Origin of the sequence: Mucilaginibacter sp. (genome assembly GCF_039207105.1) — a bacterium.
GTDB lineage: Bacteria > Bacteroidota > Bacteroidia > Sphingobacteriales > Sphingobacteriaceae > Mucilaginibacter.
Window position 1 is genome coordinate 1 of sequence record NZ_JBCECK010000039.1, and the last position, 18,931, is coordinate 18,931.

At 42.6% G+C, this 18,931-nt stretch carries 15 protein-coding genes; 3 read left to right on the forward strand and 12 right to left on the reverse strand.

All coding sequences use genetic code 11. From position 1 onward, the window contains the following. The first annotated feature begins 253 nt into the window (after positions 1–253). Complete coding sequence (locus AAGC65_RS10380; protein WP_343112378.1) at positions 254–3,391, forward strand: protein O-mannosyl-transferase family; 3,138 nt, start codon at positions 254–256, stop codon at positions 3,389–3,391. A gap of 56 nt (positions 3,392–3,447) precedes the next feature. Here AAGC65_RS10380 and AAGC65_RS10385 read toward each other — a convergent pair whose 3' ends face one another. After that, on the reverse strand, positions 3,448–3,660 hold the full coding sequence (locus AAGC65_RS10385) for a hypothetical protein (RefSeq protein ID WP_343112379.1): 213 nt from the start codon (positions 3,658–3,660) through the stop codon (positions 3,448–3,450). Between the two features lie 225 nt (positions 3,661–3,885). Between AAGC65_RS10385 and AAGC65_RS10390 the strand changes: the two genes are divergently transcribed. Next, the gene (locus AAGC65_RS10390) at positions 3,886–4,728 is read left to right on the forward strand and encodes an oxidoreductase (protein WP_343112380.1); all 843 of its coding nucleotides are present in this window, start codon (positions 3,886–3,888) and stop codon (positions 4,726–4,728) included. A gap of 126 nt (positions 4,729–4,854) precedes the next feature. On the opposite strand, the gene AAGC65_RS10395 is transcribed toward AAGC65_RS10390, so the two are convergent. From AAGC65_RS10395 to AAGC65_RS10415, 5 genes are all read right to left on the reverse strand, one after another. Then, a complete protein-coding gene (locus AAGC65_RS10395) occupies positions 4,855–6,591 on the reverse strand; it encodes a thiamine pyrophosphate-dependent enzyme (RefSeq protein WP_343112381.1) in 1,737 nt (578 codons plus the stop codon). Positions 6,592–6,790: 199 nt separating this feature from the next. Beyond that, positions 6,791–7,375, reverse strand: a complete 585-nt coding sequence (locus AAGC65_RS10400; RefSeq protein WP_343112382.1) for a hypothetical protein — start codon at positions 7,373–7,375, stop codon at positions 6,791–6,793. A 303-nt stretch (positions 7,376–7,678) separates the two neighbouring features. Beyond that, positions 7,679–8,593, reverse strand: coding sequence for a helix-turn-helix domain-containing protein (locus tag AAGC65_RS10405; RefSeq protein ID WP_343112383.1), 915 nt, complete (start codon positions 8,591–8,593; stop codon positions 7,679–7,681). Positions 8,594–9,046: 453 nt separating this feature from the next. Further along, positions 9,047–9,781: a LytTR family DNA-binding domain-containing protein gene (locus tag AAGC65_RS10410; protein WP_343112384.1), complete on the reverse strand. Its 735-nt coding sequence runs from the start codon at positions 9,779–9,781 to the stop codon at positions 9,047–9,049. Next, entirely contained in the window at positions 9,778–10,893 is a 1,116-nt protein-coding gene (locus AAGC65_RS10415) for a histidine kinase (protein WP_343112385.1), read from the reverse strand. The genes AAGC65_RS10410 and AAGC65_RS10415 overlap by 4 nt, the downstream gene beginning before the upstream one ends. A gap of 236 nt (positions 10,894–11,129) precedes the next feature. Here AAGC65_RS10415 and AAGC65_RS10420 point away from each other — a divergent pair, with 236 nt between their 5' ends. Further along, positions 11,130–11,438, forward strand: a complete 309-nt coding sequence (locus tag AAGC65_RS10420) for a hypothetical protein (RefSeq protein ID WP_343112386.1) — start codon at positions 11,130–11,132, stop codon at positions 11,436–11,438. Positions 11,439–11,507: 69 nt separating this feature from the next. Here AAGC65_RS10420 and ispG read toward each other — a convergent pair whose 3' ends face one another. From ispG to AAGC65_RS10450, 6 genes are all read right to left on the reverse strand, one after another. After that, positions 11,508–13,562 (reverse strand): (E)-4-hydroxy-3-methylbut-2-enyl-diphosphate synthase, encoded by a 2,055-nt coding sequence (gene ispG, locus AAGC65_RS10425; protein WP_343112387.1) that lies wholly within the window; start codon positions 13,560–13,562, stop codon positions 11,508–11,510. An 89-nt stretch (positions 13,563–13,651) separates the two neighbouring features. Next, positions 13,652–14,263 (reverse strand): RDD family protein, encoded by a 612-nt coding sequence (locus AAGC65_RS10430; RefSeq protein ID WP_343112388.1) that lies wholly within the window; start codon positions 14,261–14,263, stop codon positions 13,652–13,654. A 116-nt stretch (positions 14,264–14,379) separates the two neighbouring features. Next, positions 14,380–15,375, reverse strand: coding sequence for an MBL fold metallo-hydrolase (locus AAGC65_RS10435; RefSeq protein ID WP_343112389.1), 996 nt, complete (start codon positions 15,373–15,375; stop codon positions 14,380–14,382). Positions 15,376–15,595: 220 nt separating this feature from the next. After that, the gene (locus tag AAGC65_RS10440; protein WP_343112390.1) at positions 15,596–16,552 is read right to left on the reverse strand and encodes an acetyl-CoA carboxylase carboxyltransferase subunit alpha; all 957 of its coding nucleotides are present in this window, start codon (positions 16,550–16,552) and stop codon (positions 15,596–15,598) included. A gap of 46 nt (positions 16,553–16,598) precedes the next feature. Further along, the gene (locus tag AAGC65_RS10445; RefSeq protein ID WP_343112391.1) at positions 16,599–17,102 is read right to left on the reverse strand and encodes a hypothetical protein; all 504 of its coding nucleotides are present in this window, start codon (positions 17,100–17,102) and stop codon (positions 16,599–16,601) included. A gap of 69 nt (positions 17,103–17,171) precedes the next feature. Continuing rightward, positions 17,172–18,929: a family 43 glycosylhydrolase gene (locus AAGC65_RS10450; protein WP_343112392.1), complete on the reverse strand. Its 1,758-nt coding sequence runs from the start codon at positions 18,927–18,929 to the stop codon at positions 17,172–17,174. Positions 18,930–18,931: the final 2 nt, after the last annotated feature.

Below are 18,931 nucleotides of genomic sequence, written 5' to 3' on the forward strand. Positions count from 1 at the left end.
TACCAAAAACCGTCGTACTACCATTATACTATCAGGCAATCTCCTTTGGTTTGTTATTTACTCCCCGAAAAGGAATGCAAATATAGGAGGATTTTTTTAACTCCAAAAAGAATTTTAAAAAAGTATTTTTAATTGCCTCTCTATACTCAAAAAGGGTTCAAAATGCGTTAATAAGGTGCTTTTGATTTCATCATCCTAATACTTTTATTAATTTCGGGCTGCATTCAACCTTTTTCTATCGTAATATTCAGACATGAACTACAACAAGATCAACAATATATTTGGCTGGGTAGCCTTTATCATTGCTTCGTTAACGTATATTTTAACCTTAGAGCCATCCTCCAGTTTTTGGGATTGCGGTGAGTTTATTGCCTGTATTTACCGGTTGCAGGTAGCCCACCAGCCCGGCGCGCCATTGTTCACCATTATTGGCAAGGTGTTTACCCTGCTTTCAATGGGCGATGTAACTAAGGTAGCTTACTGGGCCAATATGGCATCTGCACTGGCCAGCGGCGCTACCATCATGTTCCTGTTCTGGACAATTACGGCATTAGCCAAAAAACTATTAGTAAAAAAAGGCGAAGACATCAACCAGACAAACCTTATCCTGATCATAGGTTCGGGATTGGTGGGAGCTTTGGCGTATGCTTATTCAGATACCTTTTGGTTTTCGGCGGTTGAGTCTGAAGTTTACGCGCAATCATCATTATGTACTGCCATTGTATTTTGGGCCATATTAAAATGGGATGCCCATGCCGATGAGCAGCATGCCGATAAATGGATTGTTTTTATAGCCTATGTAATGGGGCTTTCTATTGGTATCCACCTGTTAAACCTGTTGGTTATACCTGCTATAGCACTGGTAATTTACTTCCGCAGGGCTAAAAATATTACTACTAAAGGTACTTTCTGGGCGTTTATGGCAGGCATTGTAGCTGTAGCCTTCGTGCTATGGGGTGTAATTCAATTCACGGTAAAAGGCGCTGCCTTCTCCGATCTGCTTTTTGTAAATACCTTGGGTATGGGCTTTGGCAGCGGTGCCATCATGTTTTTTGTGTTACTGATAGCCACCATAATTTCAGGTATTTATTATACTATTAAACCGTTAAAAGCTGTAATTATAGTATGCGCAGTATGTTTTATATTAGTATTAGGTATTAGTGCCGGTATTATTGGCTTCGTGGTTGGTCTGGGTGTACTGGCTCTGTTAGAGTATGTAGTAAAAATACGCGAAAGGCGTTTCGCACTAAACACTTTTTTAATTTGCCTGCTGTTTATCCTGTTCGGTTACAGTTCATTTGTAATGATTGTGGTGAGGGCAAAAGCCAATCCTAACCTGAATAACAGCGACCCTGAAAACGCCTTTGCATTGAACAGTTATCTGAACCGCGATCAGTATGGCGATACTCCCCTGCTTTACGGCCAGTTTTTTGACTCTACCCCTACCGAGCAAACAGAGGGAGCAAATATTTATCGCCGCGGCGAAACCAAATATGAAATTGCCGGTAAAAAACTAACTACAGTCTACGACCGTAATACGCCCTTCCCGCGTATGTTTAGCGATAAGCCTGGCCACCCGGAGTTTTACCGTTCCTGGACCCACCTGGCCGAGGGTGAAAAGCCAACTTTTGCTACCAACCTGGGCTTTTTTGGCAGCTGGCAGATCAACCAAATGTACACACGTTACTTTCTGTGGAACTTTGTTGGTCGTACCAATGATCTGGATGGCCAAACCAGCAACAGTGGTGTTGACGGCAACTGGATAAGCGGCCTTAACTTTAAAAAGCCGCTTCCCTACTCTGTAACAGAAAGCAAAAGTTATAACCGTTTATTCTTTTTACCGCTTATTATTGGTTTAATCGGCTTATTCTTCCACTTTTGGCGCGATCAAAGGAATGCCAGTGTAGTGGCAGTACTATTCTTTTTTACCGGTATTGCTATCGTATTATACCTGAATCAGGACCCTTTGCAACCACGTGAACGTGATTACGCCTATGCTGGTTCTTTTTACGCCTTTGCCATTTGGATAGGCTTGGGCGTATTAGGCATTGCCGATTTCCTGAGCAAAAAGGTAAACGCCAAAACAAGCGCTGTGATAGCCACCGTAGTTTGTTTACTGGCAGCTCCCATATTAATGGCCAATCAGGAGTGGGATGATCATGACCGCTCAACCAAGCTTACACCTCATGATATGGCCTATAATTACCTTAACTCCTGCGCGCCAAATGCCATCTTATTTACCTATGGCGATAATGATACCTACCCGCTTTGGTATATTCAGGAGGTTGAAAATGTACGTCCGGATGTGCGCATTGTAAACTTAAGCTTGCTGGGTACCGATTGGTACATCCGTGGGATGAAGCATCAAATGAATCAATCGGCACCATTGCCAATCACCATGCCCGACAAAAAATTTGAACCGGGCGTACGTGATGTGATTTACTACAACGACCAAAAAGTAGCCGGTCATGTTGAGCTAAAAGAGGTTTTTGACTTTATGACCTCCGATGATAAAGCTGCGATGGTTGAATACAACAACGGTGATGTTACCAATTACCTGCCTACCAAAAACTTTAAAATAACCGTTAACCCGGATGAAGTGGTACAAACAGGTACCGTACCTGCCACGGATAAGGATAAAATAACCACAGAAATGGACTGGACATTCGGTGGTCGCTATGTTACCAAAGATGTACTGGCAATGATGGATATCCTATCGCACAATAACTGGAAACGCCCTATCTATTTTTCGGTAACCGTACCTAATGATAACATGATAGGCCTGGATAAATTTTTATACAATGAAGGCTTTGCATATCGCCTGATGCCTTTAAAACCTGATACTGCCGCAAGCCCATTGGAGGTGAGCAATACTCCAGTGATGTACCAGAACATGATGACCAAGTTTAAATGGGGCAACATGAAAAATGCCCGCTACCTTGATCATGAATCTATGACCATGTTTTATCCGCTTATCAGCAGGCTTTACGCCAACTTGGCCGATAACCTGACCAAAGAGGGACATACAGATCAGGCTAAAAAGGTACTGACCAGATATGATGAAGTAATGCCGGGCATCATTAACTCAACCGAGATTGCCGTGCGCAAATACTACATGATAGAAAGCGCCTATCGCCTGGGGGATGCAGCCCTGGCCAACAAACTATCAAACGAAGTTAATGATTATGTTACCAACTCACTTGATTACAACTATGAACTATTGAAAAATGGTGAAACCAGCGTTGAGAACCGGGATATACAATACTCCATGTCGATACTAAGCGGCCTGGTTGGCTTTACTAAAGACTTTAAACAAAGTGCTCTTAACGCAAAATTCAGCAATCAGCTAAAAGGCTACGAAAGCAAATTCGGAGCAGCGCCAAAGCAGTAAGATATTGAACACGTAAAAGTTTAGGACTGTCATAATAACCACATGACAGTCCTTTTTTATTTACTTATTTCTGCAGCAAAAGAGAGACGCTGTTCTTCCATTATTACATTCAGAATTTTCAGGGTTTTATTTCCGATACCATGCAAGTGCATAAATTCGGCCTGTGTAAGCTTTGATAAATCTTCTAACGTTTTTATCCCGGCACCCGCCAAGGCACGTTGCGCAGGCTTGCCTAGTTTATCAAATGGATGATTTGCTTCAGGTTTCATAATCAAGCTTTTATCATACCAATATAAGAATTATTACACTTGATTGTTTGTGCATATCCCCCTCATATATATCCTACGTCTTTTCCTTCATACCCCACAAGAGCATGCTTTTTTTATTATTACTTTTAATCTGTTTGTAACAGCGAAGCTATACAACAATGAAGCTGAGCTGACAAACAATTTATCGCCTATCTGTTAATTTACATTATAAACAACAACATAGCTATGAATAATAAAGTATGGCTAATAACAGGTTGCTCAACCGGCTTTGGCCGCGAATTAGCAAAACTTGTTTTAAAATTGGGCTATAAGGCCGGAGTAGCATCGCGTAATACTGAAGATGTAAAAGACATTGTTGCCGACTACCCGGATACAGCTATTGCGCTAAAACTGGATGTAACTAATGCTGATGAAATCAAAGCCTCGGTAGCAGCGGTTGAGCAAAAATTCGGACAAATAGATGTACTGGTGAACAATGCCGGTATTGGCTACTTTGGCGCTATTGAAGAAAGCGAGGAGGATGAAATACGCCGTATGTTTGAAATCAATTTCTTTGGTCTGGCTAACATGACCAAAGAGGTGCTGCCCATTATGCGTGCACAGCGCAGCGGTCATATCCTGAACATTAGTTCTATTGGCGGGCTAAGGTCATTCCCGGGCGTTGGCTTTTATAACGCTACTAAATACGCTGTTGATGGTTATTCCGAATCGCTGTCAAAAGAAACTGCCAATTTGGGTATCAAGGTTACAGTGATTGCGCCAAGTGGTTTCCGTACAGACTGGGCCGGTCGTTCGGCCAATGACAGTAAAATTGTTATTGACGATTACAAAGATACAGCAAGAGTTAATCAAGGCAACATCCGTGGCTATAGTGGCAAACAACCCGGCGACCCGGAACGCGCTGCCCAGGCTATTGTAAAAGTTGTAGAAACAGAGACCCCACCTTTGCGCTTGCTGCTTGGCAAAGCTGCACTGAAAGGCGCGCATGCTAAACTGCAAGAACTCAAAGCAGATTTTGACACATGGGAAAAGACCACCATCGGTGCAGATTTTCCTGAGGGACAATAAATAAAAAATCCCTTTCTGTTAAGTTGTCATTGCGAGGAGGAACGACGAAGCAATCGCAAACTGTGCAAATCCCTTTGTAAAGTTCGCGGTTGCCACGCTATCGCTCGCAATGACAACTTTTATGTCTTACAACAAATCCTTTAAATGCTTGTAATTAGCTTTTACAGTATCCAATACCTCATCCATATGACCGTTGAGCATCAGCTTGGTCATGGAAACTGCCATTCCCTTTACCTGTTCAAATTCAATTTTTGGTGGCATGGCCAATGCGTTGGGATCGGTAAATACATTTACTAAGGCAGGGCCATCAAAAGCTAAAGCTTCAGTAATGGCTTGCTCCACATCTTCCGGGCGTTTGGCGGTAATACCTTTCATACCCATAGCTTGGGCAACTAAAGCAAAATCAGGGTTGTACATATCTGTTTGCCAGTCGGGCAGGCCTGCTACTTCCATTTCCAGTTTCACCATGCCTAATGATCGGTTATTAAATACAACAACCTTAACCGGCAGCTTGTACTGAACAATGGTTGCCAGATCACCCAACAACATGGAGATACCGCCATCACCGCAAAGGGCGATAACCTGTTGCCCCGGCCGGGCCAGTGCAGCCCCAATAGCCTGCGGCATGGCATTAGCCATTGAACCGTGGTTAAATGAGCCTATCATTTTACGCTTACCCGTGGCATTAATATACCGCGATCCCCATACGCATGACATGCCTGTATCCACCGTAAATATGGCATCATGGGCGGCATGTTTATCCAGTATGCTGGCAACATATTCGGGATGTATCTTATCCTGGCTGCCGCTGTCGTCAACATAGGTTTGCATTTTATCTTTTACATCAGCGTATACTTTAAGCTGAGCTTTTAGAAAGCTATCGTCTTGTTTCTGGGCAATAAGCGGCAGCAGGGTAGCAAGCGTATCCTTGATGGTGCCGCACAGGCCTACATCCACTTTGGCCCGCCTGCCTATGCGTTCGGGTTTAGTATCAACTTGTATAATTTTACAGTCGGTAGGCATAAATGGGGTGTAGGGGAAATCGGTGCCTAATAATATCAGCAAGTCACTTTCATGCATGCTATGATAGGCCGATGGTAGGCCTAGCAGCCCGGTCATGCCAACTTCGTTAGGGTTATCATACTGTATATCCATTTTAGCCCTGAAAGAATAGGCTACGGTGGCGTGTAGTTTTTGCGAAAGCGCCACTACCTCATCATGAGCGTCGGCAGCGCCTATGCCGCAAAAAATAGTTATTTTATGATACTTGTTTATCAAACTTGCCAATTGCTGTAAGTCAGCATCCGAGGGTCTCACAACCGGTACCGGATTAAAACTTTGAACCGAAGTGTTTATCTCCACAGCATCCATAGCGGCAACATCGCCGGGCAAACCAACTACGGCTACCCCTTTCTGGTGCAATGCATTTTGAATAGCTGCCTGTAGCATGCGCGGCAACTGTTTGGGCGTGGTAGCAATCTGGTTGTAATAGCTGCAATCATCAAAAAGTTTAATGGTATTGGTTTCCTGAAAATAGCTGCTGCCAAACTCAAAACTGGCTATGGTTGATGCAATAGCGATAACCGGCGCACCTGAACGATGAGCATCGTACAGGCCATTAATTAAGTGAACATGCCCCGGGCCGCTACTACCCGCGCAGCAAGCCAAGCCATTTAGTTGTGCTTCGGCACCGGCGGCATAAGCTCCGGCTTCCTCGTGCCTTACGTGTACCCATTGAATGCTGCCTTCGCGGCGTACGGCATCATTTACCTCGTTTAAGCTATCGCCGGTTACGGCATATATTCTTTTTATGCCAGCGTTTACCAGCATCTCAACCAATTGGTCTGCAACATTTTTTGCCATTTTGTTTTTTGATTATATAAACCAAAAACTCCGTAAGGCTATAAGAGTTTTTAAAATTGTGAATTGCTTCACTAAATGACCATAAATTAACAGATGGAGAAAAATGTGCATAAAAACAAAAGCGGCACCGCCTTAATGAGTGGTGCCGCTTTTTATATTTCAATATATGATGAAGCCTTTAAAGGCTGTTGTTTTCTGCTTATAAATTGAAAGCGTAAGCTATTCTTAAACCAATAAAGTTGCTTTTGTTATCATTAGTGTAAAAGGCGCTATTGCTTTCAAACCTTACACCGGCATCAATATAGCTTTTACGGCTTACGTTAAACAATACACCTACCTGAGGAGCATATACAAAAGCTGCTGATTTGGTTGTACCCATATCTGATTTGTTGGCAATGAATGAAGCACCGGCTTCTCCCTGTACATAAAAGTTTTTAACCGGGAAGTATTTCAAACCAGCTTTAACGGGTATTAACTGAATATCTGCCGCGTTGCTTACATTATTTGCGTATATGTTGTTAAAGCCTGCATTTAAAGTTGCATACAATTCTCTTTCAATGATTGGGAAATCTGCCTGTACAGAACCACCAAAATTCCAGTTGTAAGCATCGTTTAATTTACCAATAGGCAAACCTGATTCGATGCCTGCGCTTAACCTGATACCTGAACCTAAATTGGTTGTTTTGGGTGTAACAGGGGTATTAATATCCTGAGCTTTAAGATTCAAAGAAATAATTGATAACAATAAAAATATTAAAGTGCTTAGTTTAAGTGAGGTTTTCATGATCGTAGTAGTTTAGATTATATGTGATTAGCGTTTTAGTTTTACTGAAAAAAATTATCTGTAGATAATGGTTAAAATTTGGTAGGTATCCCAGTATATCTGGAGAAGCTTTCCTTTTAATACATCTAAGTTTGCTTTTTTCATTGTTGCTTTTGATTGATATATCAAAGGTACGGTGGCCCGGGAGGCGCATCAATCTCAATAAATCGGTTTTAACAACCAATTTTTCCTATTGCAATAAAATCGTCGTCAGGCAATAGCCTTAACGGGTATTTTCGGGGATAAAACGGAGGAGAGAGGAGCTTAGATATTCTTAAATTCAGACGGATTGTAACCGGCAAACCGTTTAAAAAAGCGACTGAAGTGTGAACTGTTGTCAAAGTTTAGGCGATCGGCAATTTCTTTAATGCTCAACCCCGATGATGATAGCAGGTATTGTGCTTCCAGGTACATCCGATTATGGATAACATGCAATGCGTTTTGGCCGGTTTCACTTTTAACAATCTCAGTTAAATACTTGGCAGATATAAACAGCTCGTCGGCATATTCCTGCACGGTTTTCATGGTCAGAAATTTATCTTCAACCAGTTTTTTAAACTTGTATACCAGCTGGTACTGTTTGCTCAGGTGCCGGGTAGAATGCAGTAAGCAATTTTCGCAGGCCCGGTTCATTTCATAAAGCAGATCGGTGAGCAGTAAACGTAAAATTTGTAAGTGAAACGCGCCCTGCTCCCTGCTTTCATCGCTTATCTTTTCGTACAGTGCTTTTAATGATAGTACCGCCTTTTGGGGCAGACCATAAATTGGCGGATAATCTGGGTTTATTTCCAGCAGGTTATTCAGTGTATTCTCTTTTAAAAAGTTGTTGAGCAGAAACTCTTTTTTAAACAATACCTGGTACAATAACAGGTCATCAGATGCTTCCTCGAAAGAAGTAATATAAGCAGGTGATACCAGGTGAACGGAGTTTGGGTAAACCTCGAACACAAAATGGCCAATTGTTTTTTTGCATGAACCGCTAAGGCATAAAATAACGGAGTAATAATCAGTTTTAATGGGTAAGCCATGCTTTAAACCACTTTCATTGCTTAGTATGGCAAAATCATCCTGCTTCCAGTCATCGGTAACAATACCAAAGCCGGGCTGGGTAATATTTGTAGATGCAATATGGCGCTTTAGTGTAGCGGGGATATCTAAAACAACTATTTTATCACTCATATAAGCTCCGTAATTAATTACGGCATTGGCCAAATATAATGTAATTTATGGTTCGGGGCAGATGCTCATATAACGGCTCAATAGGATTCGGAAGATTTTTGTTCCTCTGTTGGGAGGGTAATAGCCTGTGAAAAGGCATGATCTTTGGCGTGGTATGTTATATAAGTGACTCACCCGGTCTACGCTTCGCTGGACCATCCTCTCTTCGCCTATGGCGGAAAGATGGTAGAAAAAATGGATAAAAAACAAAAAAGTAAATAAAAAATCTCCCACCCTCTTTCCAGCGAAGCTGAAGAGAGGGTCGACAAGCGTAGCGATGTCAGGGTGAGTAGATAAACATGAAGGGGGCTATGTGTTATTTCAAATAGATAGTCAACCGATACAACCCCTCCCTCCACCCTCACAGGGGAGGGAATCGCACATTCCTCTGCTTTTTAACTTCAGATACACTAATCACGGTTCAAACAGCAGGCGCTCTGTTTTGAGCTTTTTTTGAACATCGTGCTTGTAATTACGCCCAATAGGTAGTTCATGACCGGCTATTTGAATGCTGTACGAGTAAAAGGAATCTATTTTGGCCAGTGCTACTATGAACGACCGGTGTATGCGGATAAAGCGGTTTTCGGGAAGCATGGCTTCCAACATACTGATCTTTTGGCGGGTAATATATTCATGATCTTTTATAACAACCTTCACATAATCGCGCAGGCTTTCTATCCATAAAATATCTGCCACATTTACCTTTACCGTTTTGCGCTCAACTTTCAGGTAAATAAAAGTTTCATGGTCGCTCACCGGGGTTTCATGGGTGATAAGCGGTTGCGGCCTGTTTTCTGTTAGTTGATATATTTTATCTACCGCGCGCAAAAAACGCTCGAAAGAAATAGGCTTCAGTAAATAGTCGACCGCATTTAGCTCGAAGCCTTCCAGCGCGTATTCGCTGTATGCAGTGGTAAAGATTACCTTGGGCGGGTTTTTAAGGCTCCGGAGCAGATCGGTTCCTTTTATACCAGGCATCTTAATATCCAGGAACATCAGGTCGATAGTTTTTTGCTGTAACAATTGAAATGCCTGTATGGCATCCGTGCATTTGCCAACCAGCTCCATCTGGCTAAACTGTAGCAGATATTTTTCAAGCACCTCTATAGCCAGCGGTTCATCATCAACTATTATGGTGCGAATCTTCATACGGTTACTAATTTTACTTCAGGTTGTTTAATAACGTTCAGATCCATATCAAGCACAATTAAGAAGGTGTCGTCCTCATTCATGATCTTCAATTTTGAAGTGGCCGGATATAACAGCTCAAGCCGCTTCATTACATTTTTTAAGCCAATGTGTCCCGGTGCCTCCTGATTATTTCCGGGCTCCCTCTCGGGATTGTTATTAGCTATTTTAAGCTTGAAATGATTGCCCGTAACATTAATATCAATATTGATCCATACCTGTCCAGTTTTTTCGCTGGTGCCATGTTTAAATGCGTTTTCAATAAACGGGAGTATAAGCAGCGGTGCGATTAGTTTATTGGTCAGGTCGCCTTTGATTGTAAAGTTAATATCTATGCGATTCTCGTACCGTACTTTTTCCAGCTTAACATACTGCTGCATCATGAATATTTCCCGCTCCAGATGCACCTCATTGGCATTGCACTCATAAAGCATATACCGTAAAATATCCGAAAGACCCAGTATTAACTGCGGCGATTTTGGCGAACCATCTAAACTAAGCGCATAAAGATTATTCAGCGTATTAAACAAAAAATGAGGATGTACCTGCGCTTTTAAGGCGCTCAGCTCGGCCTCAAGGGCAGCCTGTTTGCGCTCATACCACATTTTAAACAACTTTATGGCCAGTACAAAGCCAATAATAAGGTTTACCCCCTTAAAGGCATTTACCATGCTTTGCTTATCAAACAGTTTAACTAAAAAAGGACGCTGCTCAGCTTCAAGTGCATCATGGGAAACAATATTCATTACCCTGATGATGTGTGGGTTTACAAATACTATGGCTATTACCCGGGTTATAATTAAGGAAACGATGACCAAAAGCAACACCAGCAAAGCGAATTTTAAATACTGCTTAACAAATAAATATTTAGGGATCACCCAGTAGGCAATGGCGTAATAATAAGCTATTTGCACCGGCATAAAGTACAAATTATTGCGCATGGATACCCAGAAATTTGTTTGCACCGAATACAGGCCTGCCACAAATATATATACCACTGCCCAAAACATCAGGTGCTGATATACCCGTGGTATTTTGATGTTTTGCAGCCGTGTATCTAATTGGTTATACATATAACAAAATTACCGCATATAGGCCAAAAGATGTAAAAACTTTTAGCTAAATGCGATAAACCGCACGCTTTTGTCGACATACAACAAAAAAATATTTCGTAACGCTTTTTATTTTTGACCAGTGTTGATAAGGGCATAACAGATACCTTTTATCGCTCATTTATTGTTGAGTATCCCAGTTGCTTTTTAGCAGTTTTAAACCATAGTAACTTGGTTACTAAATTAAAAACAGGGTTATGAAAACGATAATGATAACAGCATTGATACTGATAAGCGCGGTTTGCTGTCAGGCTCAAAACAAGTTAGCAGCCGGTAAGGGCTTTTGGGTGGTAGAAAGCAATATCAACGAGCCCAAAGTACAAACCATACGGTTTTACAGCGATGATGCGAAACTATTGTATACAGAAACGATAAATGCCAAATTGAATTTAAAGCATGACAAGGTAAAGCTTGCTTTAAACCAACTATGTAATAAACTACAGGAGAATAAGGACTATCTGGATAACAAAAAGCTTATTGCCCTGGCGTTTAATCTGAAACGATAACGATCTTTTTTAATTATACTTTGAACAAGGGTTGGCGCGAGGCCAGCCCTGTTCTGTTTTAAAAGGTTTTTATGCCTGTTCCTGCTCAACCCAGTTGCCATCATCTTTAATGATGCCAATCAATTCGTCAAGGGCATTGGCGGCGCTGATATTTTTCTTTACAGCTTCCTTACCGCGGTATAGCGTAATTTTATCGGTGCCGGAGCCTACATAGCCATAATCGGCATCGGCCATTTCACCGGGGCCATTTACAATACAACCCATGATACCAATTTTCAGCCCTTTCAGGTGGCTGGTACGGCTGCGGATCATTTGGGTAGTAACCATCAGATCAAAAAGTGTACGGCCGCAGCTTGGGCACGATATATATTCCGTTTTAGAAATGCGTGACCTTGTGGCCTGCAAAATACCAAACGCGGTAGAAGTTACCACATTGGCCGGCAGTTCAGGGGCATCTATCCAAATGCCATCTCCAAAACCATCAACTAAGAGTGCGCCCATATCAGTAGCAGCGTATAGTTGAAGCATAGTAGTAAGTTGTGAGTTATGAGTTGTGAGTGAATTTTGATTTTTAAACTTATTACTCATAACTCCAAACTCGTAACTTCTCTTCACAATCACCGGTACCTCCAGACCCAATTCTTCCAGTTTAAAGAAGAAACTGCGCTGATCTGCCATGCCGTGCAGAGCGGTGGTTTCCAGTACCAATACCAATGAATTATCAAAAGGCAATGAACCAAATTCGTCCGATTCTATATCTGCATGTTGCACCCTCACCAGGTTTAATTTTGAGGAACGATCTGTATCAGCACTAATATATTCTGCCAGAGAAAACACCGGGTGGCAATTCGTTTTATCGGCCAGTTTTTGCCAGGTATTATAGTTATAAAGCTGTTTTAAATTACTCGGGAACGTAAACGATGGCAACGCATCTGCCAGGTAAACAAAATCAACCGACTGCTCGGCCATGTTATATTTATCAAGCAGAGGCGAATAGATATAGCCAGCATCTTTAAGTACAGCAGGATCTTTCAGATTTTTGCCCGAAAGGTCGGCCACCACCCTTGGTACCATATGCCCGCCTATAAAAGCGTTGGCCTCATAGGTATGACGTTTTTTGTATTCGTAAGGATTATGAGTGAGTGGTGAGTGGTGAGTAGTGAGTAGTGAGCTCTCCTGTCCGAAATTTTGACTTTTGAATTTTGAATTTTGACTTCTCTCTGTGTAACGTTTCACCAGTTCAATGGCAACCGGGGCTTCGGCTTCGGGTTCTTCGGTCAGGGAAACGCGAACGGTATCGCCCAGACCATCTTCAAGCAGAGCACCAATCCCCACGGCCGATTTGATGCGGCCATCTTCGCCATCACCGGCTTCGGTAACACCCAGGTGCAGCGGATAGTTCATACCTTCGGCCACCATAGTTTCAACCAGTAAGCGGTAAGCCTGCACCATTACCTGCGGATTGCTCGATTTCATGGAGATCACTAGATTGTAATAGTTCAATGTTTCGCACATCCGCATAAACTCCATAGCCGACTCAACCATGCCTTGCGGGGTATCGCCATAACGGCTCATAATGCGGTCGCTCAACGAGCCATGATTGGTACCTATACGCATGGCCGTGCCATACTCTTTACAGATCTTAACCAGCGGAGCAAATTTTTTGTAAATGCGTTCCAATTCGCCCTGATATTCCAGATCGGTATAATCTATCTGGTCAAATTTCTTTTTATCGGCATAGTTGCCCGGGTTTACCCGTACCTTTTCAACAATGCGGGCAGCCACCTCGGCAGCGTTGGGGGTAAAGTGTATATCGGCTACCAGCGGTACAGTGTATCCGCGCTGGCGAAGCTGTTTCTTGATCTCGGCCAGGTTCTGGGCCTCTTTAATGCTTGGGGCGGTAATGCGCACATACTCGCAACCGGCATCAACCATACGGATAGACTGCTCTACGGTACCAATGGTATCCATTGTGTCAGTAGTGGTCATGCTTTGTATACGGATAGGGTTGTTGCCCCCTAACGGTACATCGCCAATATTAACCTCGCGGGTAATAAAACGGGAGTATTCTGTTAATGAATTACAATAACGGCCTTGCAGCAATTTTACAGCATCAGTATTCATGCCTGGATATGAATTAATAAGATGCAAATTTAATGAATATAGTCGAATAGCTAATTTATATTTCTATAGAACCATGTAACGCTGCCAATTCAAAATAACCTATCCTTGATCACCAGTGTACCCGCCATCATATCGTGCAGGCATTGCTGCTGTTTATTAAAAAAGGCCAGCAGGTAACCAATAAAACCGGTACCCACAGAAAATATTTTACACAGGTTACGGCTAATGGCTTTGCCAATGCTTATTCGGTCGCCCTGCATATCCACCACTCTTATTTTGAGCATTTGCTTCCCGAAGGTGGCCTGCTTGGCCGAGCTTTCCATCACGACATGATAAATGATCTTGGCGAAAGGTACAATGCCCATAATGACAAATGAGGCCACGATCCGCGTTTCTTTATCATGGATAAACAGCAACACTACTACAAAGGCAATAAGGATAAATACTCCAAAAAGGATAAACCAGTCAAGCACGGAGGCCAGCAGCCGCTGGTCAAAACTGCCAAAGTATTGCATCAGCAGCGCAGGTTTGGCAAAACCTAACAACTCCCTTAACTCAGCAATTTCGTGGGCTTCTTTGTAATCGTCCATTTCAGGAGTTTTTACAAAGTCGGTAGGTTTGATGTGAAAATCCTTGAGTTGCTCCAGGCTGAATGGCCCCTGCGGTTTACCATCAATTACCAATATGTAGGTCTGAGCCATTGATATTATACTTTGGATTGGAATGATGATAAGTTACACCAAAACATTGATTTCCGAAAACGGAAGAATATCCTGAGAGATCCTGAAACAAGTTCAGGATGACGGGAGTATAACCTTTACAAATACGGCTTCCACCAATTGGAATTATAGGTGCCAGTTACTTCGGTGGGTTCGCCGGGTTTGGGCACAAACAGGTCAATTTGTTTTTCTTGAGCCAAAACCGTTAAACGTTCAATAGGTTCATACCAGGCATGGGGTGCCAGGTTAAAGGTACCGTAATGTATGGGCATCATCAATTTACCTTTCAGGGCCAAATGTGCATTCGATGCATGGTCGGGCCCCATGTGTATATCGGGCCAGTAAGTACCATAAGCGCCAACTTCAAGCATGGTTAAATCAAACGGGCCAAATTTATTGCCGATCTCCTCAAAGCTTGGCGACCAGCCAGAATCGGCCCCGAAATAAATATTATGTTTTGGGCCTTTGATCACGAATGATGCCCACAGGGTTTCGTTCCGGTTGACCACGCCCCGGCCAGAAAAATGCCTCGATGGCGTTGAGGTAAGCACTACATCGGTGCCAATCATCACGCTATCGCCCCAATCCATCTCTGTAATATAATTTTCAATAATGCCCCATTTACGCAGATATTGACCTACACCGACAGAACAATAAAACGGAATGGTTGAACCAGCGAAGTATTTAATGGTATCCTTATCAAAATGGTCGTAATGATCGTGCGATATGATAATGGCATCAAGCGGAGGCAGCTCGCTCAGTAAAAGCGGTGGTTCAAAAAAACGTTTCGGCCCGAAGTATTTACTGAATGATGCACGTTCCCCCCAAACAGGGTCGGTCAGGATTCGCTTGCCATCAATTTCTATCAGGATACTGGAGTGGCCGACCCAGGTAATACGCAGGCCGCTGGCAGGTGGAATTTGATAAACAGAAGCATCGGTTTTGAATGGGCCGAGCGTTTTTTTAGGCGTATTTTCGGCCTTGTTATTTATGTACTCCCGTAAAATGGCTGGCATTTTTCCAAAACCGGCCTCGTCGGTGGGTATTACATTGATGTATTTTTTTCCTTGTTTTCTCGATCCTTCTAAACTCATATAAACAATTATAGTAATAACTGTTCATTAAGATAGGGTATGCGATTAAAAGTTACGTTAAAGAATTTAGGTAGGATTTTGTTGACTTTGGAATGATATTCAATCTTACCATAACATTCTTATTCGACTCTTCCGGAAAAAGGCTTTTTAAATGATCTCAAACAAGAAAGAGCCGCCCTATTCAGACAGCTCTTTCTTTATAATATCAATTCAAATAAACTTATCCTTCGTTAACAACACCCATGCTGCAAAATTTATCAATACGCTCGGTAACCAGCTCATTGATATCACGCTCGCCAAGGGTTTTCAGATCTTTTAGGAGTTGCTTTTTCAGAATGGCAGCCATCGCTACCGGATCCTGATGAGCACCGCCAAGAGGTTCTTTAATTACACCGTCAATCAGTTTATTTTTAAGCATTTCTGTCGAGGTTAATTTCAATACTTCGGCAGCACGCTCTTTATTTTCCCAGGTTTTCCACAGGATGGTTGAGCAGTTTTCCGGTGATATTACCGAATACCAGGAATTATCCAGCATCAGTACCCTATCGCCAATACCTATACCTAATGCACCGCCCGATGCGCCTTCGCCTATTATCACACAGATCACCGGAACTTTCAGTACCGACATTTCCAGCAAATTGCGGGCAATGGCTTCACCCTGTCCACGTTCTTCAGCCTCCAAACCAGGAAATGCTCCCGGGGTATCAATGAGGGTAACAATAGGTTTGTTGAATTTTTCGGCCATTTTCATGAGCCTTAAAGCTTTGCGGTAACCTTCAGGGTTGGCCATACCAAAATTACGGTATTGGCGCTCTTTGGTATTGCGGCCTTTTTGATGACCAATGAACATCACGGTTTGGCCATTCAAAGTACCGAAACCACCGATAATAGCTTTATCATCACCTACTGTCCTATCGCCATGCAACTCAATAAAATCATCACACATCAGCTCTATGTATTGCAGGGTATATGGTCTTTCAGGGTGACGCGATATCTGTACTTTTTGCCAACCGGTAAGGTTAGAATATATATCTTTTTTAGCGGCGTCAAGTTTTGCTTCCAGTTCAGCTACTGTGGCAGACATGTCCAATTTGTTCTTGTCTTCAACCTGTCTCACCTTTTCAATTTGCTGTTGCAGTTCAGCCAGCGGCTTTTCAAAATCAAAAGTAATCTTCATACTATTTATTTGGGCTGCTAAATTACGTAAATCAAACGGGATATTATCAATTACGATTTTGCAAAGTTTCCAGCTTTTTAATTTGCTGCGGAGCAAGCAGATTACCTGTACTTAAACAGGCCTGCAAAATGGCGTTCCTGAGCTCGCCATAGTATAAACCTGACCGTGTTGTATAAAATATAACATCGCCATTATTCAGCCTTTGTTTACGAAAAAGGTTATCCAAAGTTTTTTCATTGTTGATAATGAACGTGCCCATCTCTATCCTTTTGCGTTTTAATTCGGCAGCAATGGCTCCAATTTTTGTGATCTGAACCGGACTCAGATCCAATTCTTTTTTGAACTTCATCACCTTATCGGGAATAGGGAAGTGATTTAGTTCAGCAGGCAGGGCCATATTATAAAGATCGTCGCCATTCAGCAAAGCGTTGTACTGTTTATCGCTCAAGGTTTTTACCGGCGATTTTTTCAGAGTGCTATCTGCCTGCTGGGCGTGCAACGAGCAACAAATGAATAAACTGATCAGTAAAGCGGCAATTGGTTTCAGCATAGGCTATATTTTATAAATATTAACTTCCGGGCAATTCAAACTAAGTTAAAAAACGCTCGTCGTTTATTTTCATTGCACCTTAACTATTTTTGTACGTTGCGATATTCCGTTCTCGTTAAATGACTCTATTTGAAAATAGTAAGGCAGGTTTTTATCCATTCCATTAAAATAGTATTCATTTTTACCGTATACCATCATGTTGTTATACAGTTTATCGGGCGCTATGCCCATGTAAACAGTATAACCAACGGCATTATCAACCGGTTTCCATTTAAGCCAGGCATTGCGACGCTCACTATCACCGCGTAACACGATCAGGTTTTGAACGGTATCGGGCTTAACTCCTGCACCTTTACCAAATACCCGAAAACCCGACAACGCGAATTTCCCGGTTGGCATATGCAGGTTAACCATTTTAAGGTAACGTGCCTTTGTAGGTATTTTTAGCTCCACATAATCATGAGGCACATCAGTTTTGTTTTTGCTTTTATCTATCAAAGGTTTCCAACTTTTACCATCGAGCGATGAGTAAACGATATACTGATGAAAAACGTTCATTGATTTGCCCATGAATGTAGCATCCTGATCGGCATAGTTTATTTGTACGGCATTCACCGTACTTACAGCACCCAGATCGGTTTTAAACCACTCGCCTTTAGCGGCCGTTTTTGCGCTCCAGTAGGTTTTAATATCTTCATCAACGGCATTGTTAGGTTCATAAGCGCCCAGGGTTGATGAAACCTCTACAGGTTTATTATAATTAAGGATCATCCAGCCGGTAAAATTGCTTTTCAGGTGATCTTCGGGACCGGTTGCCAGGTAATGCGGATAATCGCCATAAGCGGTATTGGTATATAGTACGCCATCCTTATCAAAGCCGGCCGGCCAAAAACCTATGCGACGTTCAAAATTATTTTTAACCGAGATACCCATTGTAGAGATATGCCAGTAGTTGCCAAACTTATCCTGCCAGGTAGCTCCATGTCCCGCTCCCTTTGCAAAACCGCCGGGCTTGTACGAGAAAGGATTATGCTTTTGATACGTGAATGGCCCTAACGGCTTATCGCTGATAAATACACCATCGCCGTAACCACTTTGCTCGGTACCAGGCGCGCCAAATTGCAGGTAGTATTTCCCATTATGCTTGTTCATCCACGAACCTTCAATAAAAGGTAGTAAAAATACATTATCGTTGTGCTCACCGAAGCGTTCCCAGCCGTGTACTTCCGGGTCGAGCTTTACCAGTTCTTTTTTGGGGCCGATGGGTTCAAAAGTTTTGCGGTCGATCTCCTGCCCGTAAAGCGGCAGCGTATTGCTGGAACCATGATAAATATACACCCGCCCGTCATCGTCCGCAAACATACCCGGATCCCAGGCGCCTACCTTAAAATAATCTTTAGCGGCTTTCCAATCATCATGAGTGGGGTTGGTGCTCATCCAAAGGGTAAAATCTTTGTTATAGGTTGATCCGATTACTAATAGGGTGTCACCCAAAACCAATGTAGCCGGAGCGCAAAGCTCATCTCCCTGCACCTCATTGTAAGGGCGCAGAAACTTGCGATAAATAAAATGCCAGTTCAGCATATCATCACTCCACCAATAGCCAAACTGGTTGGTGCTGAACAAATAGTATTTACCCTTGAACAAGGTCATGGTTGGGTCGGCAGTAGCGCGATGTTTACCCCACTCGGCAAAATTAGGGAACGGCGTATAGCCGTAATCTAAATTGAGCGGGTTACAATACGTAAGCCTTTTGTTTTGGGCGTTAGCGTTAAACAGACCAAAACAAAGCAATAAAACAAGCAAACTAAAAAAGCGGATCTTCATAA